We start from the raw sequence: 23,051 nt of genomic DNA, 5'->3' as shown, positions 1-23,051 counted from the left end.
TCAGATCGCGAGCTGCTGCTCGTTGCGGTTCAGCCAGCGGCGGTAGAACGAGGTGAAGACGATCAGGATGGCCAGCAGCAGCATGCCGTAGGCGGCGGACTGTGCGAAGTCGCGCGGCTGCTGTCCGAAGCCGAGGTAGTAGGCCCAGGTGACGAGGATCTGCGCGTCGGGGGCCGTGTTGCCGAACAGCAGGAAGATCACGGCGAACTGGTTGAAGGTCCAGATGATGCCGAGCAGTACGACGGTGGAGCTGACCGACCGCAGACCCGGAAGGGTGACGAAGCGGAACCGCTGCCAGGCGCTCGCGCCGTCCATCTCGGCGGCCTCGTACAGGGAGGTGTCGATGGACTGCAGGCCGCCGAGCAGGGAGACCATCATGAACGGCACACCGCACCAGGTGTTGACCATGATGGCGGCGAACCGCTGCCAGAAGGTGTCCTCCAGCCAGTCCGGCGTCGGCAGGTGGAGCGTGTGCAGGAAGGAGTTGATGATGCCGCCGTCCGCGAGCATGAACCGCCAGCCGAAGACGGTGACGAAGGTCGGCACGGCCCAGGGCAGGATCAGGACCAGCCGGTAGAAGGTGCGGCCGCGCAGCTTCTGGTTGAGCAGCAGGGCGAGACCGAGACCGATCGTGTAGTGCAGGGCGACGCACAGGGCCGTCCAGACGATCGTCCAGATGAAGTGCGACCAGAAGCGGTCGTAGGAGGTCGGGCCGAACAGGATGTCCTTGTAGTTGTCGAGCCCGATGAACTTGTACGTGGCGTCGATGTGGTTGACGCCGATCGTGCGCGCGGTGTTGAGGCTGTTGGCGTCGGTGAGCGTCAGGTACAGGCCGTACACCAGGGGGTACAGCACGAGGACGCCGAGCACGACGGCCACGGGGGTGATCATCGCGTAGGCGTACCAGTGCTTCTGGTAGCCGCGCTTGAGGCGTTGGACGACGACTGTCATGGTTCTCGGCACCTTCGAGGGGTTCAAGGAGTACGGCGCGCAGGCCGGTGGCCGCCGGGTCCCTCCCCCGTGTGCAGGGGATCCGGCGGCCACGCGGGGCTTACTTGCTGAAGTCCGGCACCAGCTTGGCGATGGCCAGCTCAGCGTTGCTCAGGCCCTTGTCCAGGGACTCCTTGCCGCCGGCGATCTTCGGCAGCTCGGTGTCCAGCGGGCCCCACAGGGAGCTGTACTCCGGCAGCGCGGGGCGCGGCTGGGCGGCGGGCAGGACGGTCTGGAAGCCGGCGATGCCCGGGTCGGCCTTGACCTCGGCGGTGTAGGCGTCGTCACGCGTCGGCAGCGTGGAGTTCTTCAGCGCGATCTCGGTCTGGGACTTCGCGGAGGTCATGAAGTTGACGAACTTCAGGGCCGCCTTCTGGTGCGCGGAGTCGGAACCGGCGTACACCGACAGGTTGTGGCCGCCGGTCGGGGCGCCGGCCTTGCCGCTGGAGCCGGCCGGGACGGTGGCGATGCCGAGGTTGGACTTGTCCTTGAAGGCGCTGCCCTTGTAGAAGTTCGTGATCTCCCACGGGCCCTGGATGATCGCGGCGACCTTGCCGTTGACGAAGGCGTCCTGGATGTGGGCGTAGGCGTCGGCGGTGGTGTCGGCCTTGTGCAGGCCCTTGCCGGAGAAGAGGCTCAGCCAGGTGCCGTAGGCCTTCTTCGCGGCGTCCGAGTCCACGGTGATCTTCTTGGCGGAGGCGTCGACGGTGTCGGTGCCCTCGCCGTAGAGGAAGGTCTGCGCGTAGTAGGCCTGGGTGGAGCCCCAGTAGCCGTCGGCCTTCGCCTTGTCCTTGACCTTCGCGGCGTCCGCCTTCAGCTCGTCCCAGGTCTTGGGGGCGTCGGTGATGCCGGCCTGCTTGAACAGGGCCTTGTTGTAGACGAGGGCGAGGGTGTCCGTGACCAGGGGGACGCCGTAGGTCTTGCCGTCGTACTGGGCCTGCTTGATCAGGTTGGGCTGGAACTTGGCCTGGTCGGCGAGGGCCTCGGTGCCGTCCAGCGGCAGGAAGTAGCCCTTCTTGGCGAAGGCGGGGGTCCAGCCGACCTCGGAACGCAGGACGTCGGGGGCGCCCTTGGAGCCGGCGGCGGTGTCGAACTTGTTCTGCGCCTGGTCGAAGGGGACGTTGACGTAGTTGACCTTGATGCCCTTGTTGGCGGCCTCGAACTCCTTGACCAGGGCCTTGTAGGTGGGTGCCTCATTGGTGGCGTTGGAGGTGTCCCACCAGGTGATGGTGACCGGACCGTCCGACTTGCCGCTGCCGCTGTCGCTTCCGCCGCAGGCCGTCGCCGCGAGGGCGAGGGACGCCACCAGCGCGGTGGCCGCTATGCCACGCCGCATGAGTTCTCCTTGAGGGTGAGCCCGTGTTACTGCCGACTGCGCCGTCGCGGCGGCCGGGCGTCAGGGAAATTAACAGCGATGCAAGCGTTGCGAAAGACCTTGCAGCAAAAAAGTGCAAGAGACGACGGAAGTTACCTCGCCGTGACCCCTCGCCAACCCCACCAAACCGCTGTTCCGCGGCTCTGAGCGGGACAGGACCCGGTTGTGCAAGACTCTGCAAGCTCTTGCCATCCGGCTCCGGCACGGGAATCATCCCCCTGTGGGGCAAGGGGCACCGACCAGAACAGAGGGACCGCGATGACGATACGGCCGGTACAGTCCGGTGCCGTGACCACACGGCTTGCCGACATCGCCGCTCAGGCGGGGGTGAGCGAAGCGACCGTCAGCCGCGTCCTCAACGGCAAGCCGGGCGTCGCCGCCACCACCCGCCAGTCCGTGCTCGCCGCACTGGACGTGCTCGGCTACGAGCGTCCGGTACGGCTGCGGCAGCGCAGCGAGGGCCTGGTCGGCCTGATCACCCCGGAGCTGGAGAACCCCATCTTCCCGGCCCTGGCCCAGGTGATCGGCCAGGCGCTGACGCGGCAGGGCTACACCCCGGTCCTCGCCACCCAGACCCCCGGCGGCTCCACCGAGGACGAGCTGACGGAGATGCTCGTCGACCGCGGGGTGGCCGGCATCATCTACGTCTCCGGGCTGCACGCCGACATCACCGCCGACATGGAGCGCTACGAGCGGCTGCGCGCCCAGGGCGTGCCCTACGTCCTCGTGGACGGCTTCTCGCCGAAGGTGCAGGCCCCGTTCATCTCCCCCGACGACCGTGCGGCGATGACGCTCGCGGTGACCCACCTCGTCTCCCTCGGCCACACCCGCATCGGCCTCGCCCTGGGCCCGAAGCGCTTCGTGCCGGTGCAGCGCAAGATAGAGGGCTTCGTCCGCGCGATGCAGGACCAGCTCGGGCTGAGCGCGGAGAAGGTCGAGACCGACCTCGTCCAGCACTCCCTCTACACCCTGGAGGGCGGCCAGGCCGCCACCACCGCGCTGATCGCCCGCGACTGCACGGCCATCGTGTGCGCGAGCGACATGATGGCGCTCGGCGCCATCCGCGCGGCCCGCCAGCACGGCCTCGAAGTCCCGCGGGACATCTCGGTGGTGGGCTTCGACGACTCACCGCTGATCGCCTTCACCGACCCGCCCCTGACCACGATCCGCAAGCCGGTGCCGGCGATGGGCCAGGCGGCGGTGCGCACGTTGCTGGAGGAGATCGGCGGTACGCCCGCGCCGCACAGCGAGTTCGTCTTCATGCCGGAACTGGTGGTCCGCGGCTCGACGGCCTCGGCGCCCGGAGACCGGAATCGTCCTTAGGGCGGAGAAATCACCACTTCCCACCGTGCGCTGGGAGTAGGCACGCACGTCCGTCTGTTGTAGAACATGCGCCCCGGACCAGACCGGGGGATGATCGGTGACAGAACGCATTTCTGGCAGACTTTGTGCCTATGGGTGATTCGACCGTGACCAGTCTGGAAGACCGTGATCAGACGGCCGTTCCGGACCCCCTCACGGCCCCACACCGCCCGCGGTTCCTGCGCCGACTGCGCACCCCACGCACACCGCGCCTGTGGTTCGAGATCGTTCTGATCGCCGTGAGTTACTACACGTACTCACTCATCCGCAACGCGGTACCGGAGCAGCGGGGCAAGGCGCTGCGCAACGCCGACTGGATCTGGAAGACCGAGCACCACCTGGGCATCGCCGTGGAGGAGTCGGTCAACCACGCGATCAACTCCGTGACTTGGCTGATCGTGGCGATGAACTACTACTACGCCACGCTGCACTTCATCATCACGCTCACCGTCCTGGTATGGCTCTACCGCAGCCACCCGGGCCGCTACGCGGCAGCCCGCCTCGTCCTCTTCGCCACCACCGGTGTCGCCCTGGTCGGCTACTACCTCTACCCCCTGGCCCCGCCCCGCCTGATGAACGGCAGCACCTTCATCGACACGGTCACGGCCCACCAGACCTGGGGTTCGATGGCCTCCGGCGACCTCAAGCACATGTCCAACCAGTACGCCGCGATGCCGTCCATGCACATCGGCTGGTCCCTGTGGTGCGGCCTGACGATCTTCGCCCTGGCCAGACTGCCCTGGGTCCGCATCCTGGGCCTCCTCTACCCGGCGGCCACCCTGATGGTCATCGTCTCCACGGCCAACCACTTCTGGCTGGACGCGGTAGGCGGCATCCTCTGCCTCACCTTCGGCTTCACGGTGTCCCGCCTCTGGTACGGCGCCCTGCCGTACAACCTCCCAAGGCTGGTCCCCCCCGACACGAAGAGCCGACCGCAACCGACGAGGGTGTAGACGCCCGGACCGCCGACGCGGCGGCGCGCTCACGCCCGTGGTGCCGGGCCACACGCACAGTGCCACCGCAGCCGACACGGGTGTCATCACTCGCCCACGGCGGGAAGGTGACGGGGTCGGGGGTGTGCCCAGTCGCCCACGGCGGGAAGGGGACGGGGCGGGGGGTGTCCGCCCCCAGCGTCGGGCGTCAAAAGACAGCACCGCATGACCACCAGCACCGCCCGACCGAGGACGGACACCCCCCCCCCCCGCCCCCCCCCCCCCCCCCACCCCCAGCGCCACCCCCCCCCCCCCCCACACCCCCCCACACCCCCCCCCCCACACCCCCCCCCCCCCCCCCCCCCCCCCCCCCCCCCCCCCCCCCCCCCCCCCCCCCCCCCCCCCCCCCCCCCCCCCCCCCCCCCGCCCCCGACCCACCACCCAACCCTAGGCGCGACGCACGCCCCCACCGAACCAGCCCATGCGCCGCAGGCATCGTCACTCACCCCCGATGCACCACATGCCCCCCCGGTCACCACAAGCCGCACCGGCGCTTCGGCCACCTCCCCCACCGGCGCCTCCACAGGATCAACCCCGAGAGCCGTCAGGTCGGCCCGGTAGCCCACCGCGACACGCCCCGCCACCCCCTCCTCCCCCGCAGCCCGAGCCGCATGACTGGTACACCCCTCCAGCGCCTCCAGCCCGCTCAGCCCCGCCCGCCCCGACGCCGCCCCCCGCGGCACCCGCGCGGTAGCCAGCACACCCCGCACGTCGTACGACGCGATCGGCCAGTCCGACCCCAGCGCGACGACCGCGCCCGCCTCCCGCAGATCCCGCAGCCGCCAAGCACGCCCGGCCCGCCCACCCCCAAGCCGCCGCGACCACTCGTCCGTCCCGTCGGCACGCGTGTACCCGGTGTGCGGCGGCTGCATCGACGCGGCGACCCCCAGCTCCGCGAACCGCGGCAGCAACGCGTCCGGCGCCGTCTCGATGTGCTCGATCCGATGGCGGCCGTACGCCGTGGGCACATGCCCCACCGCCGCGTCCCCGATGGCGTGCGTGGCCGTACCGACACGCGCCCGGTGCAGATGCCGTACGGCAGCCTCGTAGGCCTCGGGATCCGGCCAGAACGCCTCCGTACCCTGCCCATGGCAGTCCGCGTGCTCCAGCCAGGCGGTACCGCCCTCGACCGTGCCGTCCATGAAGAACTTGACCCCGGCGACCTGCCAGTGCCGCCCGCCCCGCCCCTGCAAGGCGACCAGCTCCTCCAGCCCGGCCTCGGACACCCCCCCGGCATGCACCACGGGCGAACCGCAGCCTGACCGGCAGCACGGTCTCCCGGGCCACTGCCCCAACCAGCTCCGGATCACCCGCGTGGAGAACCTGATCCTGGGCTCGGCCCTGGACCTGGCGGCACCGGAGACGATGTGGGAGCTGACGGAGGAGGTCCCCACCCCCCGGCTGGCGGAGGCCCTGTCAGCGGTGGGCGAGGGCCGGGCGGACCGTGCGTTCGAGGTGGGGTTGGCCGGCTTCCTCCGACACGCACGGGCACTGCACCGGGCCTACGCTCCGTAGAACAACGTCTCCACCACGGCCCGAGCCCTCCGCGCCGTCCGCCGGTAGGCGTCCAGCATGTCCCCCACATGCCCGTCCCCGTACCCCAGGTACCGCCCCACGGCGGCCAGTTCACGCCCCCCGGAGGGAAACGTGTCGCCCGCCCTCCCCCGCACCAGCATCACCGCGTTGCGCACCCGCGTGGCCAGTACCCACGCCTCGTCGAGGATGGACGCGTCCTCCGGCGAGATGAGCCCGGCCTCCCGCGCGGCGGCGAGCGCCTCCCGCGTCCGGGTCGTCCGCAGTCCCGACCCGGCCCGTCCGTGCTGGAGTTGCAGCAGCTGCACGGTCCACTCCACGTCGGACAGCCCGCCCGGCCCCAGCTTGGTGTGCAGCTTCGGGTCGGCGCCGCGCGGCAGCCGCTCGGACTCCATACGGGCCTTCAGCCGCCGGATCTCCCGGACGGCGTCGTCGCCGAGCCCGCCCGCCGGATACCGCAGCGGATCGATCAGCTCGACGAACCGGCGCCCCAACTCCTCGTCCCCGGCGACCGGTTCGGCCCGCAGCAGCGCCTGAGACTCCCAGACCAGCGACCACCGGCGGTAGTACGCCTCGTAGGACTTGAGCGTCCGCACCAGCGGCCCCGACTTGCCCTCGGGCCGCAGGTCGGCGTCGATGAGCAGCGGCGGATCCGCGCTCGGGATCTGCAGCAGTCGCCGCATCTCGGCGACGACCTTGTTGGCCGCGGCGGAGGCCTCCTGCTCGTCCACCCCCTCGCGCGGCTCGTGCACGAACAGGACGTCCGCGTCGGAGCCGTAGCCCAGTTCGTGGCCGCCGAAGCGGCCCATGCCGATGATCGTGAACCGGGTGGGCAGGGTGTCGCCCCAGCTGTCCCGCACCACCGCGCGCAGGGTGCCCGCGAGGGTGGCCGCCGTCAGGTCGGAGACCGCGCCGCCGACCCGGTCCACCAGCGCGCCCTGGTCGGCCTCGGCGGGCTGCGTCTCGGTGCCGTAGGAGCCGACGATGTCGGCGGCCGCCGTACGGAACAGCTCGCGGCGGCGGACGCCGCGGGCCGCCGTGACGCCCTGGGCCGCGCCGTCCGCGCGGCCGACCGCGGCGAGTATCTCCTGCTCCAGATGGTCCCGCCCGCGCGGCTCCAGTCCCCCGCCGCCGTCCCCGTCCCCGAGCAGCGCGACCGCCTCCGGCGCCCGCATCAGCAGGTCGGGGGCGAGCCGTCCGGCAGACAGCACGCGCGCGAGGTTCTCGGCGGCGGCGCCCTCGTCCCGCAGCAGCCGCAGGTACCAGGGGGTCTTGCCCAACGCGTCCGACACCTTGCGGAAGTTGAGCAGGCCGGCGTCCGGGTCGGCGGAGTCCGCGAACCAGCCGAGCAGGACCGGCAGCAGGGTGCGCTGGATGGCGGCCTTGCGGGTGACCCCGGAGGCCAGCGCCTCCAGGTGGCGCAGCGCGGCGGCCGGGTCGGCGTACCCGAGCGCGACCAGCCGCTCGCGGGCCGCCTCCGGGCTCAACCGGGCCTCACCGGGGGCGAGTTGGGCGACGGCGTCGAGCAGCGGCCGGTAGAAGAGCTTCTCGTGCAGCCGCCGTACGACCGCCGCGTGCCGGCGCCATTCGCGGTTCAGGGCGGGGACCGGGTCGGTGCGCAGGCCCAGGGAGCGGCCGAGGCGGCGCTGGTCGGCCTCGTCCTCGGGGACGAGGTGGGTGCGGCGCAGCCGGTAGAGCTGGATGCGGTGCTCCATGGAGCGCAGGAAGCGGTAGGCGTCGTCGAGCTGGACGGCGTCCTCCCGGCCGACATAGCCGCCCGCCGCGAGCGCCTGGAGCGCGTCGAGGGTCGTGCCGCTCCTCAGCGAGGTGTCCGCCCGGCCGTGCACCAACTGCAGCAGCTGTACGGCGAACTCGACGTCCCTGAGGCCGCCGGGGCCGAGCTTCAGCTCGCGGTCGATCTCGGCGGCCGGGATGTTCTCCACCACCCGGCGGCGCATCTTCTGCACGTCGGTGACGAAGTTCTCCCGCTCGGCGGCCTGCCAGACGAGGGGTTCGAGGGCGGCGACGTACGCCTCGCCGAGCTCGGTGTCGCCGGCCACCGGGCGGGCCTTGAGCAGGGCCTGGAACTCCCAGGTCTTGGCCCAGCGCTGGTAGTAGGCGAGGTGGCTGGAGAGGGTGCGCACCAGGGGGCCGTTGCGGCCCTCGGGGCGCAGGTTGGCGTCGACGGGCCAGATGGAGCCCTCGACGGTGGTCTCGGAGCAGACCCGCATCATGTGCGAGGCCAGCCTGGTGGCGGACCTGAGCGCCTTGCCCTCGTCGGCGCCCTCGACGGCCTCCCCGACGAAGATGACGTCGACGTCGGAGACGTAGTTGAGCTCGTGGCCGCCGCACTTGCCCATCGCGATGACCGCGAGGCGGCACAGCGCGGCGTCGTCGGGGGCGGCGGCGCGGGCTATGGCGAGCGCGGCGCGCAGGGTGGCGGTGGCGAGGTCGGCGAGCTCGGCGGCGGTCTCGGCGACGTCGGTGGTGCCGCAGACGTCCCGGGCGGCGATGGCCAGCAGACAGCGGCGGTAGGCGACGCGCAGCGACACCGGGTCGGTCGCCTCCGCCAGGCCGCGCTCGAACTCCTCGACCCCCGGGTGCAGGTCCCGCGGTTCGTAGGTGACCAGCGCGTGCCAGTCGCGCGGGTGCCGGGTGAGGTGGTCGGCGAGCGCGGCGGAGGCGCCGAGGACGCCGAGCAGCCGGTCCCGGAGCGGCTTGGCCGCTATCAGGGTGTCGAGCAGCTCGCGACGCGCCGTGGGAGCGGGCTGCGCTTCGAGCAGCCGTACGAGCCCCTGCAGCGCCAGGTCGGGGTCGGCGGTGGCGCCCAGGGCGTCCAGCAGCACCGGGTCGTTGCGCACGGGCGTGAGCTCGGCGCTGTCCAGGAGCCGCTCGGCGGCGGAGGGATCCGTGAAGCCGTGCCGCAGCAGCCGTGTGAAGGTACTGCTCCTGCGCCCCGGCGCCGTCATCCCAGACCTCCCTCGGATCAGGTTCGTACTGGCCAGAGCCTAACCGGAGCCACTGACACGGGCCCCCGGGCGTGCGGCGCCGAGTTCTCGCGGGGGCCCGCCGCGCGATCCTGTGGCGCCCCCGGGCGATATGGGCTTCGGTAGGAGAGAGCCGTTCGATGAGGCACGACAGACGACGAAGGAGTCGTTCCATGGACATGAGCCTCGAAGTGATCCTGCTGCCGGTCACGGACGTGGACCGGGCGAAGGAGTTCTACCGGGACAAGGTCGGCTTCCATGTGGATCTCGACGGCGAGGTGATGGAGGGCGTGCGGATCGTGCAGCTCACGCCGCCCGGCTCGGGCTGTTCGATCGCGCTGGTCGACGGCCTGCAGGTGCCGACCGGGACGCCGCGGCCGGGCACGTACCACGGCATGCAGCTGTGCGTGACGGACGCCAAGGCGGCGTACGACGAGCTGACCGCCCGCGGCCTCGAGGTGACCGAGCCGCAGCAGTTCGCGCCGCAGGACGGGGCCACTTTCATGTACTTCACGGACCCCGACGGCAATGGCTGGGCGATCCAGGAGTACCGGCGCCGGGCCACCGAGCCGCTCCACCAGGTGCTGGCCCAGCTGGCGGCCGAGCGGGAGTAGTTCACCCGCTCTTCACCCAGCAGGTTGGGCGACGTGGACCCCGGGAATGTTGGCGTGTGCATGCTCAGTCCGCACCGCCAGCCCCGTCCTTCCCCCCTCCGGAGGTTGATGTGTCCGGCAGTACCGCACATTCCGCCCGTGCCCGGGTCCGCCGCGGCCGGGCCGCGCTCGCGTCCGCGGTCGCCTTCACGGCCGCGGCCGTCGGCCTGTGGACCGGCCTCGGCGGTTCCTCGTCCGCGGCCCCGGCCGTGCCGACCCCGGACCACGTGGTCGTCGTGGTCATGGAGAACCACGCCTACAGCCAGGTCATCGGCTCCTCCAGCGCCCCGTACATCAACTCCCTGAAGACCGGCGGCGCCAACCTGACCCAGTCGTACGCGATCACCCACCCGAGCCAGCCGAACTACTACGCCCTGTTCTCCGGCTCCACCCAGGGCATCACCGACGACAGCTGCGTCACGCCGGGCTTCTCCTCCGCCGCCAACCTGGCCTCCGAGGCGATCGCCGCGGGCCGCACCTGGGCCAGTTACAACGAGTCACTGCCCAGCCAGGGCTCGACCACGTGCAGCAGCGGCGACTACGCCCAGAAGCACGACCCGTGGTTCGGCTTCAAGAACGTGCCGACGTCCAGCGCGAAGACGTTCGCGCAGTTCCCCGCGGACTACTCGACGCTGCCGCAGATCTCCTTCGTCACGCCGAACCTGTGCAGCGACATGCACGACTGCTCGGTGTCCACCGGCGACACCTGGCTGAAGAACAACCTGGGCGGCTACGCCTCCTGGGCCAAGACCCACAACAGCCTCCTCGTCATCACCTTCGACGAGGACAACGGCCTCTCGGGCAACCGCATCCCGACGGTCCTGTACGGCCAGCCGGTCACGGCGGGTTCGTCCTCCTCCACCACCTACAACCACTACGACCTGCTGCGCACCCTGGAGGACACCCAGGGCCTGTCCGCGCACGCGGGCAAGGCGGCCTCCGCCAAGGACATCACCGGCATCTGGGCGTCCTGAGGTGTACGCAGCGGGCAGCCGTGCCAAGCACGCCGACGCCTGAAAACCAAGCGTCCCTTCCCGAACCGAGGCCGACGGCAGACGACCGTCGGCCTCGCGTGGGCTGCCGCTACAGCACCGGCAGGTTCTTCCGCAGCTCGAACGCGGTGACCTCCGAGCGGTACTCCTCCCACTCCTGCTTCTTGTTGCGCAGGAAGAAGTCGAAGACGTGCTCGCCCAGGGTCTCGGCGACCAGGTCGCTGCGTTCCATCAGGGTCAGGGCCTCGCCGAGGTTCTGGGGGAGGGGTTCGATGCCCATCGCGCGGCGCTCCGCGTCGGAGAGGGCCCAGACGTCGTCCTCGGCGCCCGCAGGGAGTTCGTAGCCCTCCTCGATGCCCTTGAGGCCGGCGGCCAGCAGGACGGCGTAGGACAGGTACGGGTTGGCGCCGGAGTCCAGGGAGCGGACCTCCACGCGCGCGGAGCCGGTCTTGCCGGGCTTGTACATCGGGACACGGACCAGGGCCGAGCGGTTGTTGTGGCCCCAGCAGATGTAGGAGGGAGCCTCGCCACCGGCGCCGGCCGTGCGCTCGGAGCCGCCCCAGATGCGCTTGTAGGAGTTGACCCACTGGTTGGTGACCGCGGAGGTCTCCGCCGCGTGGCGCAGCAGGCCCGCGATGAAGGAGCGGCCGACCTTGGAGAGCTGGTACTCCGAGCCGGACTCGTAGAACGCGTTGCGGTCGCCCTCGAACAGGGACAGGTGCGTGTGCATGCCGGAGCCGGGGTGCTCGGAGAAGGGCTTCGGCATGAAGGTCGCCTGCACCCCCTGCTCCAGCGCCACCTGCTTCATGACCAGGCGGAAGGTCATGATGTTGTCGGCCGTGGACAGGGCGTCGGCGTAGCGCAGGTCGATCTCCTGCTGGCCGGGGGCGCCCTCGTGGTGGGAGAACTCGACCGAGATGCCCATCGACTCCAGCATGGTGATCGCCTGGCGGCGGAAGTCCATGCCGATGTTCTGCGGGGTGTGGTCGAAGTAGCCGGAGTTGTCGGCGGGGGTGGGGCGCGTGCCGTCGAGCGGGCGGTCCTTCAGCAGGAAGAACTCGATCTCCGGGTGGGTGTAGAAGGTGAAGCCCAGGTCGGAGCCGCGCGTGAGGGCGCGCTTGAGGACGTAGCGCGGGTCGGCGAAGGACGGGGAGCCGTCCGGCATGAGGATGTCGCAGAACATCCGGGCCGTGCCGGGCGCCTCGGCCCGCCAGGGCAGGATCTGGAAGGTGGACGGATCCGGCTTGGCGATCATGTCGGACTCGTACACCCGGGCGAAGCCCTCGATGGCCGAACCGTCGAAACCGATGCCCTCATCGAAGGCCTGTTCGAGCTCGGCGGGGGCCACGGCGACGGACTTGAGGAAGCCCAGCACGTCCGTGAACCACAGCCGTACGAACCGGATGTCGCGCTCCTCCAACGTCCGGAGCACGAACTCCTGCTGCTTGTCCATCTTCCGCTTCCCCATCCTTGCTGATCAGGCCGCCTGTCTCCCTGTCCCACAGGAGGCGGTCGGGCACCTGAGCATCACACCACAACAGCATTTCATGCGCGTTGCGGACCTTGATCATCGAAGCGACCTCGGTCTGAACGCCTCACGTGCGGCAGGTGTACGGCTCTGACGCCCATATTGCCTGCTCGGACTGACATCCGTAATGCCCCGCCCCACCTCACACGTGACCATCGCCACGTCCATTTAATTTGCATCTCAGATTCCAGTTTAAATACGGTTCCGATCAGCCGAGTTCACGAGGAGCCCCGATGCTGTCCGAGCCAGCCGCCGCAACCGTCCGCGCCACCCTCCCCGCCGTCGGAGCACATCTCGGCGAGATCACCGAGCGCTTCTACGCCGGCCTGTTCGCCGCCCGCCCCGAGCTGCTGCGCGACCTGTTCAACCGCGGCAACCAGGCCGCCGGCACCCAGCGCCAGGCCCTGGCCGGATCGATCGCCGCCTTCGCGGCCCACCTCCTGGACCACCCGGACCAGCGGCCGGACGCGATGCTCACCCGCATCGCCCACAAGCACGCCTCCCTCGGCGTCGCTCCCGAGCAGTACGCACTGGTCCACGAGCACCTCTTCGCCGCCATCGCCGAGGTCCTGGGCGAGGCCGTCACCCCGGAGGTCGCGGCCGCCTGGGACGAGGTCTACTGGCTGATGGCGAACGCGCTCGTCGCGATCGAGAAGCGGCTGTACGAGGAGAGCGCGGACGAGTCCGGCTGGCGGGAGTGGGAGGTCGTGCAGCGGGTCACCGAGACCGCCGACGTGGTCTCCTTCCGGCTGCGGCCGGTCGACGGCGGCCCGGTCGCCGACTTCCGCGCGGGCCAGTACGTCTCCGTACGCGCCGAACTCCCGGACGGCGCCCGCCAGATACGCCAGTACAGCCTCTCCGGCGCCCCGGGCGCGACCCTGCGGCAGATCAGCGTGAAGCGGGTCCACGACGGCATCTCGCCCGACGGCGAGGTCTCCCACCACCTCCACGCGCGCGTGCGTGAGGGCGACGTCCTGGAGCTGTCCGCCCCGTACGGCGACCTCGTCCTGGACGCGACCGACGGCACCCCGCTGCTGCTCGCCTCCGCCGGCATCGGCGTGACCCCCATGATCGCGATGCTGGCCCGGCTCGCGGCGGACGGTCACGGCGCCCCTGTCACCGTCGTCCACGGCGACCGCTCCCCCGCCGACCACGCCCTGCTCGCCGACCACGAGGCCTGGACGGCGAAGCTCCCGGACGCCACCGCGCACTTCTGGTACGAACAGGACGCCACCCCGGGCTCCCGTACCGGCCTGGTGGACCTCACCGACATCGACGTGCCCGACGGCACGCGCGCGTACCTGTGCGGTCCGCTCCCCTTCATGCGCGCGGTCCGCGCGCAGCTGATCGAGAAGGGCGTGGCCCCGGCCGACATCCACTACGAGGTGTTCGGCCCCGACCTCTGGCTCGCCCGAAGCTGACCCGAAGCCGACCCGAAGCCGACCCGAAGCCGAAGGGCCTAGGAAGCGCGGCCGATCTCCAGCAGGAGCGGTCCGGTCGGGGCGGCGACCATGTCGGCCACCGTCAGCGGGTCCAGTGAGGCGTAGAAGGCCTCCTGGGCCCGGCGCAGGGCGCCCCGGAGCCGGCAGGCGGAGTTCAGGGGGCAGGGGGAGGCGCCGCCCTCGCAGTCGACGACGTCGCCGTCGCCCTCGAAGGCGCGCACCACAGCGCCGACGGAGGCGGTACGGCCCTTCGCGCTCAGCGACAGCCCGCCGCCCCGGCCCCGGCGGGCGTCGACCAGCCCCTGGTGCTGGAGTTCGGCGACGACCTTCGCCGCGTGCGTGTACGGCACGTCCATGTCGGCCGCGACCTCGCGGGTCGTCGGAGTGGACTCGCCGGCGACGGCGAGCCGCATCAGGACGCGCAGGGCGAGGTCGGTGGAGCGCAGCAGCCGCATACAGTCAGCGTAGATAATGCGCATCTGCGGTTCAAATTATCTGTCACCACCTGTCGGATACGTATCGATCCGGCCTTTCCTGTGCCCTGCCTGCGAAAGGCCCCTGCTTCCCCATTACGATCAGCCCACCCGACTGTCCCTCCCCCAACAAGGACACCGCCATGGGCTCGAAGACCACCAGTGCCGCCCGCAAGGCGCGCATAGAGGAGATGCGCCGCGCCGAGAAGGCCCGTGAGCGGCGCAACCGCGTCCTCGTCATCGCCGCGAGCGTGGTCGTCGTCGCCGGTCTCGTCGTGGGCGGTGTGGTCCTCGTCAACAACCAGTCGGACAAGAAGGACGCCACCGCGAGCGACGCCAAGGGCGGCAGCTCCGGGGACTCCGGGCACTTCACCACCGGCAAGGACGGCGTGCGGACCTGGACGGGCAAGCTGTCCCGCAACCACGTCGCGGGGACGGTGAGTTACCCGATGCACCCGCCGGTCGGCGGCAACCACAACCCGGTGTGGCTCAACTGCAACGGCAACGTCTACACCAAGGCCGTCAAGGACGAGAACGCCGTGCACGCGCTGGAGCACGGCGCGGTGTGGGTGACGTACACCGACAAGGCGAAGAAGTCCGACGTGGACACCCTCTCGGCGAAGGTCAAGCAGACGCCGTACTCGCTGATGAGCCCGTACACCAACCAGACCTCGCCGATCGAGCTGACGGCGTGGGGCCACCAGCTGGGCGTGACGAGCGCGGACGACCCGAAGGTCGCCAAGTTCTTCGAGACGTACGTCCAGGGCCGGCAGACGCCCGAGCCGGGTGCCTCGTGCACGGGCGGGACGATGTGACATGAGGAAGCACATCGGCTGGATCGCGGGAACCGCCGCGGCGGCGCTGGTCGCCGCCGGCGCGATCACCTACGCGGTCGCCGAGGACGGCGGGTCGAGCACGGGCACGCCCGCCGCGGAGTCCGCCGACGCGGGCTTCGCCCGGGACATGGCGGTCCATCACCAGCAGGCCGTCGAGATGTCGTACATCGTCCGCGACCGCACGAAGAACGTCGAAGTGCGGCGACTCGCCTACGACATCGCGCAGACGCAGGCCAACCAGCGCGGGATGCTGCTGGGCTGGCTGGATCTGTGGGGGCTGCCGAAGGTGTCGGCGAAGCCGCCGATGTCCTGGATGGGCATGGGCGACATGCCCGAACGCGGGGACGGCTCGCTGATGCCCGGCATGGCGACGGACACCGAGATGAAGAAGCTCGGCACCCTCAACGGCAGGCAGGCCGAGATCTTCTACCTCCAGCTCATGACGGACCATCACAAGGGCGGCATCCACATGGCAGAGGGCTGTGTCGCCAAGTGTCAGGTGGGCGTGGAGAAGCAGCTCGCGCAGGGCATGGTCGACGCGCAGCAGTCCGAGATCAAGCTCATGGCGGACATGCTCAAGGAGCGCGGCGCGAAGCCCAGGTCGTAGGAATTACCGTCGAAGGCCGAAAACACCGAAGGACGTAAGCCCCAAATCGCCTTGGACAGCGCTTCCTTGGGCTCTTCTTGGTGTTCTCATTCCCCTGGCATGAACCGTTCATCGAAAGAGTGGCCCCTACCGTGTGATCCATTTCCGTGCCTCCGCCGCGGCTCGGTCTACGCGGATCACCGGCGACCGACCACACATGCGAAGAACCGCATCGCAGGGGGTTCCATGAGATCCAACCGCGCCAAACTTCGCGCAGTGAGCATGGCGGCGACGCTGCCCATGATCACCGGCGCGCTGGCGCTCGGCATACCCGCGGCGCACGCCGCGGACAACCCGGCCCGTGACGCACTGGCGGGCACCAAGCCCGCCTGGGCCACGGCCAAGGCGGACAAGGGCGACGCCTCGAACGCCGCCCAGGTGAAGCTCCGGGTGTACCTGGCCGGCCGGAACGCGACGGGTCTCGCCGCGTACGCGAAGGCCGTGTCCGACCCGAGCTCGCCGCAGTACGGCAAGTACCTGAGCGCCAAGAAGGCGCAGGCCTCGTTCGGCGCGACCAAGGCCCAGGTGGCCGCGGTCAGGTCGTGGCTGACGGCCAACGGCCTGACGGTCACCGGTGTCACGCAGCACTACGTCTCCGTCACCGGTGACGTGGCCGCCGCCGAGAAGGCGTTCGGCACCCAGCTGCACAACTTCACCAAGGGCTCGAAGACCTACCGCGCGCCGTCGAAGACGGCCTCGGTGCCCGACAGCCTCAAGGGCGCCGTCCTGACCGTCACCGGCCTGGACAACGCCCCGCACAAGGCGAACCACGACGACCAGCTGCCCGGTCCGGGCGCCGCGTTCAAGAACGCCGGGCCGTTCTCCTCGTACTACGGCTCGAACATCGCGACCACGCTGCCGGACGCGTACGGCACGAAGATCCCGTACGCCGTCGAGGGCTACACCGGCAAGCAGCTGCGTGCCGCCTACGGCGCCGGCAAGTACACGGGCAAGGGGGTGCGCGTCGCCATCACGGACGCGTACGCCTCGCCGACCATCGCCTTCGACGCGGGCACGTACGCGAAGAAGCACGGTGACGCGGCCTGGAAGACCGGCCAGCTGAACCAGGTGCTGCCCAAGAACTACACGAACACCGGCGCCGACGAGTGCGACGCCTCCGGCTGGTACGGCGAGGAGACCCTCGACGTCGAGGCCGTGCACGCGGTCGCGCCGGACGCGCACGTCACGTACGTGGGCGCCGCGTCCTGCCTGGACGACGACCTGCTGGACTCGCTGAGCAAGGTGGTCGACAACCACCTCGCCGACATCGTCTCCAACTCGTGGGGCGACATCGAGGCCAACCAGACGCCGGACCTCGCGGCCGCCTACGACCAGGTGTTCCAGTTCGGCGCGGTCGAGGGCATCGGCTTCTACTTCTCCTCCGGTGACAACGGCGACGAGGTCGCCAACACCGGCACGAAGCAGGTCGACACCCCGGCCAACTCGGCCTGGGTGACGGCGGTCGGCGGTACCTCCCTCGCGGTCGGCAAGAACGACACGTACCAGTGGGAGACCGGCTGGGGCACCGAGAAGGCCGTGCTGTCCGCGGACGGCAAGAGCTGGACGAACTTCCCCGGCGCGTTCACCTCGGGCGCGGGCGGCGGCACCAGCAAGACGGTCGCCGAGCCGTACTACCAGAAGGGTGTCGTCCCGGACGCGCTCGCCAAGGCCAACAACGCCGCCGGCAACCGCGTCGTCCCGGACATCTCGGCCATCGCCGACCCCAACACCGGCTTCAAGGTCGGCCAGACGCAGACCTTCCCGGACGGGTCGGTGCAGTACAGCGAGTACCGCATCGGCGGCACCTCGCTCGCCGCTCCGGTGATCGCGGCCGTCCAGGCGCTGGCCCAGGAGGCGCGTGGCGGTGAGGCGATCGGTTTCGCCAACCCGGAGATCTACGCCCGGTACAACAAGGGCGTGTACCACGACGTCACCGACAAGCCGACCGGCAAGGACCTCGCGGTCGCCCGTGTCGACTTCGTCAACAGCGTCGACGCCTCGGACGGTCTGATCACCTCGGTCCGCAGCCTCGGCAAGGACAGCTCGCTGTCCGCGGTCAAGGGTTACGACGACGTCACCGGCGTGGGCTCGCCCGCGAACGGCTACGTCGAGTCGTACCGGAAGCACTGAGCCTTTCCGGTGATCGTGCGCCCGTTCCCCTCGGGGAGCGGGCGCACACGTATACCCGGGAGGGGTAGGCTGCGGGAATGATCCCGCCGAGGAGACAGACGTACGGACGGCTGCTGCTGTTCGCGCTGCTCCTCATCGGCATCGTCACGATGCACACGCTGGGGCATCCCTCGGAGCACGGCTCCGCGTCGCCGTCGCCGGTCGGGGGGCACGCGAGCGTGCGGCTCACGGCCCCGTCCGGCCACGAACGGACGACCACCGAGCCGGTCATGAGCACCGGCCGGTCCCTGGGCGCCAGCCCGTCCATCAGCACCGGCCCGTCCTTGAGCACCGGTCCGTCCTTGAGCACCGGTGCGTCCTGGAAGACCGGTCCGTCCACCATGGCGGGCATGGACCCCGCGTCCGTGTGCCTCGCGGTGCTGAGTTCCTTCACCCTCCTCGTGCCGTCGGCCGCCGGTTTCGGCGTCGCCGCCTCCGCCCTCCCCCTGCCGCCCCGGCCCGCCCGCCTTCCGTGGGAGCTGTGGCCCAACCCTCGCCCGCCGGGACCTCTCCCCCCCCCCGGCTTTCTGTGCTGCGCATATAGGCCCACAGACCGGCTGCTTCGCCCTGCCCGCGTGATCTCACCCGTTCGGGGTGGGAACCTCCGCGCCGTCGGCGGTGTACCAGAAGCAGCAGCTGCGTCCAGGCCAACCCTTCGCACCACCTACGACGAGGTGTCAGCACATCATGCGTACTCCCACGCGCCGCTCCGTTCTCGGCGCATCCCTCACCGTCGCCGGGACGGGAATCCTGGCAGCCTGCTCGGATCCGGGGTCCGCCGGGCGCGGCGGCTCCGTGGCGACCGGTCCCCAGGGCTATGTCGACCCGGCCGGCAAGGAGGTCGCCGCCGCGGAGAAGCGGCGTGCGGCGAGCGGTGGGGGCGCGGTGCGCACGGTCCGCCTCACCGCCGCCCGGACGTCGCTGGACCTCGGCGAGCGCGAGGTCACCTCCTGGGCGTACGGCGACGCCCTGCCCGGCAAGGAGATCCGCGTCACCGCGGGCGACACCCTCGCCGTGACCCTGGCCAACCACCTCCCCGAGGCCACGTCCCTGCACTGGCACGGCATCGCCCTGCGCAACGACATGGACGGCGTGCCCGGCCTCACCGAGCGCGCGATCGAACCGGGCGCGGACTTCCCTTACCGCTTCACCGTCCCGCACCCGGGCACGTACTGGCTCCATCCCCACGCCGGCGTCCAGCTCGACCGCGGGCTGTACGCGCCGCTGATCGTGGACGACCCCAAGGAGCCCCTGTCCTACGACAAGGAATGGGTGGTCGTCCTGGACGACTGGCTGGACGGGGTGGACGGGTCGACACCGGACGCCGTGTTCGAGGAGTTGACCGGGGGCAGGGGCATGAGCATGGACATGAGCGGCGGCACGGGGGACTCGGGCCACGACATGTCCGGCATGCCGACGCCCACGCAGAGCTCGCCCTCACCCTCCGGCCCGTCCCGGATGATGTCGGACAGCGAGAGTGACCTGCTGGGCGGTGACGCCGGCGATGTGGCGTACCCGTACTACCTGGTCAACGGGCGTACGGCGAAGGCCCCTTCGGTGTTCGAAGCCCGTCCCGGGGACCGGATCCGCGTCCGGTTCGTCAACGCGGGCGGGGACACGGCCTTCCGGGTCGCCCTCGGTGGGCACGAGATGACGGTGACGCACACGGACGGCTTCCCGGTCCGGCATGCGCCCACGGACGCACTGCTGATCGGCATGGGCGAGCGCTATGACGTGCTGGTCACGGCCGGCGACGGTGTCTTTCCGCTGACGGCGCTGGCCGAGGGCAAGAGCGCGTCGACGATGGCACTGTTGCGCACGGGCGGCGGCAGTGCGCCCTCCGCCACCGCGCGCCCGCAGGAACTCGACGGCAGACTGCTGACGGCGGACCGGCTGACGGCGGACGAGTCCGTGGCGCTGGAGCCCAAGAGCCCCGACCGGACGATCAGGATCCGGCTCACCGGCAGGATGACGCAGTACGACTGGGCGTTCGACAACACCCCGTACACGCCCTCGCAGCGCCACCCGGTGCGGGCCGGGGAGCGAGTCCGACTGGAGTTCGTCAACCGCACCGCCATGTGGCATCCGCTCCATCTGCACGGGCACACCTTCGCCCTGGCCGATGTGACGGGAGGCCCGCGCAAGGACACGGCGATCGTGCTGCCCAGGAACACCCTCAGGGTCGACTTCGACGCCGACAACCCCGGGCTGTGGATGGTCCACTGCCACAACGTCTACCACGCGGAGGCGGGGATGATGACGGTGCTGGGTTACGAGAGCTGACGGCACGAGCGGACGGCGCGGGTGTGCCCCGCACCCCGCGTCACCGATCGCGTCGCTCTGACGATTACACTGGATTCCGTGCCTCAGTCGAACTTCTGGTCCATTTATCAGCACGGGTTCGCACGTGTGGCCGCGTGTACGGGTCACACCGTCATCGCGGATCCGCCCGCCAACGCCGAAGCGGTGCTGCGCCAGGCGCGCAGATGTGCCGAGGAGGGGGTGGCCGTCGCCGTCTTCCCGGAGATGGGGCTGTGCGGCTACTCGATCGAGGATCTGCTGCTGCAGGACGCGCTGCTCGACGAGGTCGAGGACGCGGTCGCGGAAGTGGTCGCCGGATCGGCCGAGTTGCTGCCGGTGCTGGTCGTCGGCGCCCCGCTGCGCCACCGCAACCGGGTCTACAACTGCGCGGTGGTGGTGCACCGCGGCCGGGTTCTCGGTGTCGTGCCGAAGTCGTACCCGCCGAACTACCGGGAGTTCTACGAGCGCCGCCAGATCGGCGACGGCGCGGACGAGCGAGGCGGATCGATCCGTCTGGGCGGTGAGAGCGTGCCGTTCGGCGTGGACCTGCTGTTCACCGCCGAGGACGTGCCGGGCCTGGTGCTGTTCGCGGAGATCTGCGAGGACATGTGGGTCCCGGTGCCGCCCAGTGCGGAGGCGGCCCTGGCCGGCGCGACCGTTCTGGTCAACCTCTCGGGCAGCCCGATCACGGTCGGGCGGGCCGAGGACCGCAAGCTGCTGTGCCGCTCGGCGTCCTCGCGCTGTCTGGCCGCGTACGTCTACGCGGCGGCGGGCCTCGGCGAGTCGACGACCGACCTGTCCTGGGACGGGCAGGCCCTGGTCTACGAGAACGGTGTGCTGCTGGCCGAGACCGAGCGTTTCCCGCTCGGCGACGAGTACGCGGTGGCCGATGTGGACCTGGACCTGCTGCGGCAGGAGCGCATGCGGATGGGCACGTTCGACGACAACCGCCGTACGCACAGCGCGCGGACCGGTGACTTCCGGACGGTGGCCTTCGAACTCGACCCGCCGCGGACCGATCTGGGGCTCAGGCGCCGTGTCGAGCGGTTCCCGTTCGTGCCGGCCGACGCCGAGCGGCTCGCCCAGGACTGCTACGAGGCCTACAACATCCAGGTCGAGGGCCTGCAGCAGCGGCTCGCGGCGATCGGCGGCCCGAAGGTGGTCATCGGGGTGTCCGGCGGTCTGGACTCCACGCACGCGCTGATCGTCGCCGCCCGGGCGATGGACCGGGCCGGGCGTCCGCGCAGCGACATCCTGGCCTGGACGCTGCCCGGTTTCGCCACCAGCGACCACACCAAGGACAACGCCCACAAGCTGATGGCGGCGCTCGGTGTCACCGCGGCCGAGCTGGACATCACGCCGACCGCGCGGCTGATGCTGCAGGAGATGGGGCATCCCTTCGCCTCGGGTGAGCCGGTGTACGACGTCACCTTCGAGAACGTACAGGCGGGACTGCGCACCGACTACCTGTTCCGGCTGGCCAACCAGCGGGGCGGCATCGTGCTCGGCACGGGTGACCTCTCGGAGCTGGCGCTGGGCTGGTCCACGTACGGCGTGGGCGACCAGATGAGCCACTACAACGTCAACTCGGGCGTGCCGAAGACGCTGATCCAGCATCTGATCCGATGGGTCATCACCAGCGGCCAGCACGACGAGGAGACGGGCCGGACACTCGCCGCGATCCTCGACACCGAGATCAGCCCGGAGCTGGTGCCGGGTGAGGAGATGCAGTCCACCGAGTCGAAGATCGGGCCGTACGCGCTGCACGACTTCACGCTGTTCCACGTGCTGCGCTACGGATTCCGGCCGTCGAAGATCGCCTTCCTGGCCTGGCACGCCTGGCACGACCCGAAGACGGGTGCCTGGCCGCCGAACTTCCCCGAGGCCAAGCGGGTGGCCTACGACCTGCCGGAGATCCGGCGCTGGCTGGAGGTCTTCTGCCGGCGCTTCTTCGCCTTCGCCCAGTTCAAGCGCTCGGCGATGCCGAACGGGCCGAAGGTCTCGGCGGGCGGTTCGCTGTCACCGCGGGGCGACTGGCGCGCGCCGTCTGATGGCTCGGCGGCGGCCTGGCTGCGGGATCTGGAACGGTTCGACTAGCCGGGCGGCGCCCGGCCTTGAAGCCTCAGAGCGTGGCGGGTTCCGCCTTGAGCGAGGCGACGAAGGGCGCCCAAGCGGCGGCGGTGAGGATGAGGGCGGGGCCTTGGGGAATCTTGGAGTCGCGGACGGGGACGAGGCCGGGGATGTTGTCGGCGACTTCGAGGCAGTTGCCGCCGTCGCCGTTGCTGTAGCTCGACTTGCGCCAGAGGGCGGCGCCGGGGAAGTCGGCGGCCACTTCGACGCACTCCCCGCCGTCACCGTTGCTGTAGCTGCTCTTGAACCAGAACGCGTCACTCAAGTCGATCCGGTTGCTTGCCATTTCGGTAATCCTCTGCCGCTGCCTTGATCATGGCCAGGGACGTGTCTGGTGACAGCGCGACGGCCCTGAGCCGATCGTATGCCTTGCGGTACTGGTTCACGAGGGCCGGATCGTCGATGGTGTCACCGCTGTACGACGCCTCGGTGTAGATGAGGGGCGGTGCGTCAGGGAAGGTCATCACCATGATGGAGGCGGCCATCAAGGGATACGCCCCACACGTCCGCGGAACGATCTGCGGAGTGATCCGGCGCCGCTCGGCCAACTCCACGATCCGGTCGAGCTGTTCGGTCATGTCCAGCGGCGGGAGGATGGGGTCCGCGATCAGCGACTCGTGCAAAACCGCCCAGTACTCCGGG

18 protein-coding genes and 1 pseudogene are annotated in these 23,051 nt (G+C 70.4%); 11 read left to right on the top strand and 8 right to left on the bottom strand.

What is annotated here, in order from left to right; all coding sequences use genetic code 11:
- Window positions 1-951: a carbohydrate ABC transporter permease gene (locus MKW14_RS36145; protein WP_240870339.1), complete on the bottom strand. Its 951-nt coding sequence runs from the start codon at window positions 949-951 to the stop codon at window positions 1-3.
- Between the two features lie 100 nt (window positions 952-1,051).
- On the bottom strand, window positions 1,052-2,326 hold the full coding sequence (locus MKW14_RS36140) for an extracellular solute-binding protein (RefSeq protein WP_240870338.1): 1,275 nt from the start codon (window positions 2,324-2,326) through the stop codon (window positions 1,052-1,054).
- Between the two features lie 327 nt (window positions 2,327-2,653).
- Here MKW14_RS36140 and MKW14_RS36135 point away from each other — a divergent pair, with 327 nt between their 5' ends.
- A complete protein-coding gene (locus MKW14_RS36135) occupies window positions 2,654-3,688 on the top strand; it encodes a LacI family DNA-binding transcriptional regulator (RefSeq protein ID WP_308314670.1) in 1,035 nt (344 codons plus the stop codon).
- A gap of 131 nt (window positions 3,689-3,819) precedes the next feature.
- Entirely contained in the window at window positions 3,820-4,680 is an 861-nt protein-coding gene (locus MKW14_RS36130) for a phosphatase PAP2 family protein (protein WP_240870336.1), read from the top strand.
- An 86-nt stretch (window positions 4,681-4,766) separates the two neighbouring features.
- On the opposite strand, the gene MKW14_RS41700 is transcribed toward MKW14_RS36130, so the two are convergent.
- On the bottom strand, window positions 4,767-5,945 hold the full coding sequence (locus tag MKW14_RS41700; protein ID WP_374116646.1) for an amidohydrolase family protein: 1,179 nt from the start codon (window positions 5,943-5,945) through the stop codon (window positions 4,767-4,769).
- Between the two features lie 79 nt (window positions 5,946-6,024).
- Here MKW14_RS41700 and MKW14_RS36120 point away from each other — a divergent pair.
- Window positions 6,025-6,234, top strand: a pseudogene (locus tag MKW14_RS36120) (TetR/AcrR family transcriptional regulator); the annotation flags it as partial.
- Here the strand turns inward: MKW14_RS36120 and MKW14_RS36115 are convergent.
- Window positions 6,222-9,221, bottom strand: a complete 3,000-nt coding sequence (locus tag MKW14_RS36115; protein WP_240870335.1) for a bifunctional [glutamine synthetase] adenylyltransferase/[glutamine synthetase]-adenylyl-L-tyrosine phosphorylase — start codon at window positions 9,219-9,221, stop codon at window positions 6,222-6,224. The pseudogene MKW14_RS36120 and the gene MKW14_RS36115 overlap by 13 nt on opposite strands.
- 191 nt (window positions 9,222-9,412) lie before the next feature.
- On the opposite strand from MKW14_RS36115, the gene MKW14_RS36110 reads away from it, so the two are divergent.
- Window positions 9,413-9,853 carry a VOC family protein gene (locus MKW14_RS36110; protein WP_240870334.1) on the top strand — a complete coding sequence of 147 codons (441 nt, stop codon included), beginning with the start codon at window positions 9,413-9,415 and terminating at the stop codon, window positions 9,851-9,853.
- A 110-nt stretch (window positions 9,854-9,963) separates the two neighbouring features.
- A complete protein-coding gene (locus tag MKW14_RS36105; RefSeq protein ID WP_240870333.1) occupies window positions 9,964-10,866 on the top strand; it encodes an alkaline phosphatase family protein in 903 nt (300 codons plus the stop codon).
- Between the two features lie 109 nt (window positions 10,867-10,975).
- On the opposite strand, the gene glnA2 is transcribed toward MKW14_RS36105, so the two are convergent.
- Window positions 10,976-12,337 (bottom strand): gamma-glutamylpolyamine synthetase GlnA2, encoded by a 1,362-nt coding sequence (gene glnA2 / locus MKW14_RS36100; RefSeq protein WP_240870332.1) that lies wholly within the window; start codon window positions 12,335-12,337, stop codon window positions 10,976-10,978.
- Window positions 12,338-12,645: 308 nt separating this feature from the next.
- On the opposite strand from glnA2, the gene MKW14_RS36095 reads away from it, so the two are divergent.
- The gene (locus MKW14_RS36095) at window positions 12,646-13,833 is read left to right on the top strand and encodes a globin domain-containing protein (RefSeq protein ID WP_240870331.1); all 1,188 of its coding nucleotides are present in this window, start codon (window positions 12,646-12,648) and stop codon (window positions 13,831-13,833) included.
- 38 nt (window positions 13,834-13,871) lie between these two features.
- On the opposite strand, the gene MKW14_RS36090 is transcribed toward MKW14_RS36095, so the two are convergent.
- On the bottom strand, window positions 13,872-14,309 hold the full coding sequence (locus MKW14_RS36090) for an RrF2 family transcriptional regulator (RefSeq protein WP_240870329.1): 438 nt from the start codon (window positions 14,307-14,309) through the stop codon (window positions 13,872-13,874).
- A gap of 161 nt (window positions 14,310-14,470) precedes the next feature.
- Here MKW14_RS36090 and MKW14_RS36085 point away from each other — a divergent pair, with 161 nt between their 5' ends.
- From MKW14_RS36085 to MKW14_RS36065, 5 genes are all read left to right on the top strand, one after another.
- Window positions 14,471-15,142 carry a thioredoxin-like domain-containing protein gene (locus MKW14_RS36085; RefSeq protein ID WP_240870326.1) on the top strand — a complete coding sequence of 224 codons (672 nt, stop codon included), beginning with the start codon at window positions 14,471-14,473 and terminating at the stop codon, window positions 15,140-15,142.
- A gap of 1 nt (window position 15,143) precedes the next feature.
- A complete protein-coding gene (locus MKW14_RS36080) occupies window positions 15,144-15,770 on the top strand; it encodes a DUF305 domain-containing protein (protein ID WP_240870325.1) in 627 nt (208 codons plus the stop codon).
- A gap of 225 nt (window positions 15,771-15,995) precedes the next feature.
- A complete protein-coding gene (locus MKW14_RS36075; RefSeq protein WP_240870324.1) occupies window positions 15,996-17,939 on the top strand; it encodes a S53 family peptidase in 1,944 nt (647 codons plus the stop codon).
- A 726-nt stretch (window positions 17,940-18,665) separates the two neighbouring features.
- A complete protein-coding gene (locus MKW14_RS36070) occupies window positions 18,666-20,261 on the top strand; it encodes a multicopper oxidase family protein (protein ID WP_240870322.1) in 1,596 nt (531 codons plus the stop codon).
- 78 nt (window positions 20,262-20,339) lie between these two features.
- Entirely contained in the window at window positions 20,340-22,376 is a 2,037-nt protein-coding gene (locus tag MKW14_RS36065; protein WP_240870320.1) for an NAD(+) synthase, read from the top strand.
- A gap of 25 nt (window positions 22,377-22,401) precedes the next feature.
- On the opposite strand, the gene MKW14_RS36060 is transcribed toward MKW14_RS36065, so the two are convergent.
- Together MKW14_RS36060 and MKW14_RS36055 are read right to left on the bottom strand one after the other, a co-directional pair.
- Window positions 22,402-22,695 carry a DUF397 domain-containing protein gene (locus MKW14_RS36060; RefSeq protein ID WP_240870316.1) on the bottom strand — a complete coding sequence of 98 codons (294 nt, stop codon included), beginning with the start codon at window positions 22,693-22,695 and terminating at the stop codon, window positions 22,402-22,404.
- On the bottom strand, window positions 22,667-23,051 hold a 385-nt coding region (locus MKW14_RS36055; RefSeq protein WP_240870315.1), incomplete at its 5' end, for a DUF5753 domain-containing protein. The genes MKW14_RS36060 and MKW14_RS36055, both read right to left, overlap by 29 nt.

It is taken from the genome of Streptomyces gilvus (genome assembly GCF_022513565.1).
Taxonomy (GTDB): Bacteria; Actinomycetota; Actinomycetes; order Streptomycetales; family Streptomycetaceae; genus Streptomyces; species Streptomyces gilvus.
Note: the sequence above shows the minus strand (reverse complement) of the source record. Positions and strands in the feature narration are given on the sequence as shown.

Bases quoted from the DNA above. Each gene is read 5' to 3' on its own strand.
- MKW14_RS36145 (WP_240870339.1), bottom strand. From the start codon at position 951: ATGACAGTCGTCGTCCAACGCCTCAAGCGCGGCTACCAGAAGCACTGG.
- MKW14_RS36140 (WP_240870338.1), bottom strand. From the start codon at position 2,326: ATGCGGCGTGGCATAGCGGCCACCGCGCTGGTGGCGTCCCTCGCCCTC.
- MKW14_RS36130 (WP_240870336.1), top strand. From the start codon at position 3,820: ATGGGTGATTCGACCGTGACCAGTCTGGAAGACCGTGATCAGACGGCC.
- MKW14_RS36115 (WP_240870335.1), bottom strand. From the start codon at position 9,221: ATGACGGCGCCGGGGCGCAGGAGCAGTACCTTCACACGGCTGCTGCGG.
- MKW14_RS36110 (WP_240870334.1), top strand. From the start codon at position 9,413: ATGGACATGAGCCTCGAAGTGATCCTGCTGCCGGTCACGGACGTGGAC.
- glnA2 (WP_240870332.1), bottom strand. From the start codon at position 12,337: ATGGACAAGCAGCAGGAGTTCGTGCTCCGGACGTTGGAGGAGCGCGAC.
- MKW14_RS36095 (WP_240870331.1), top strand. From the start codon at position 12,646: ATGCTGTCCGAGCCAGCCGCCGCAACCGTCCGCGCCACCCTCCCCGCC.
- MKW14_RS36090 (WP_240870329.1), bottom strand. From the start codon at position 14,309: ATGCGGCTGCTGCGCTCCACCGACCTCGCCCTGCGCGTCCTGATGCGG.
- MKW14_RS36085 (WP_240870326.1), top strand. From the start codon at position 14,471: ATGGGCTCGAAGACCACCAGTGCCGCCCGCAAGGCGCGCATAGAGGAG.
- MKW14_RS36080 (WP_240870325.1), top strand. From the start codon at position 15,144: ATGAGGAAGCACATCGGCTGGATCGCGGGAACCGCCGCGGCGGCGCTG.
- MKW14_RS36075 (WP_240870324.1), top strand. From the start codon at position 15,996: ATGAGATCCAACCGCGCCAAACTTCGCGCAGTGAGCATGGCGGCGACG.
- MKW14_RS36070 (WP_240870322.1), top strand. From the start codon at position 18,666: ATGCGTACTCCCACGCGCCGCTCCGTTCTCGGCGCATCCCTCACCGTC.
- MKW14_RS36060 (WP_240870316.1), bottom strand. From the start codon at position 22,695: ATGGCAAGCAACCGGATCGACTTGAGTGACGCGTTCTGGTTCAAGAGC.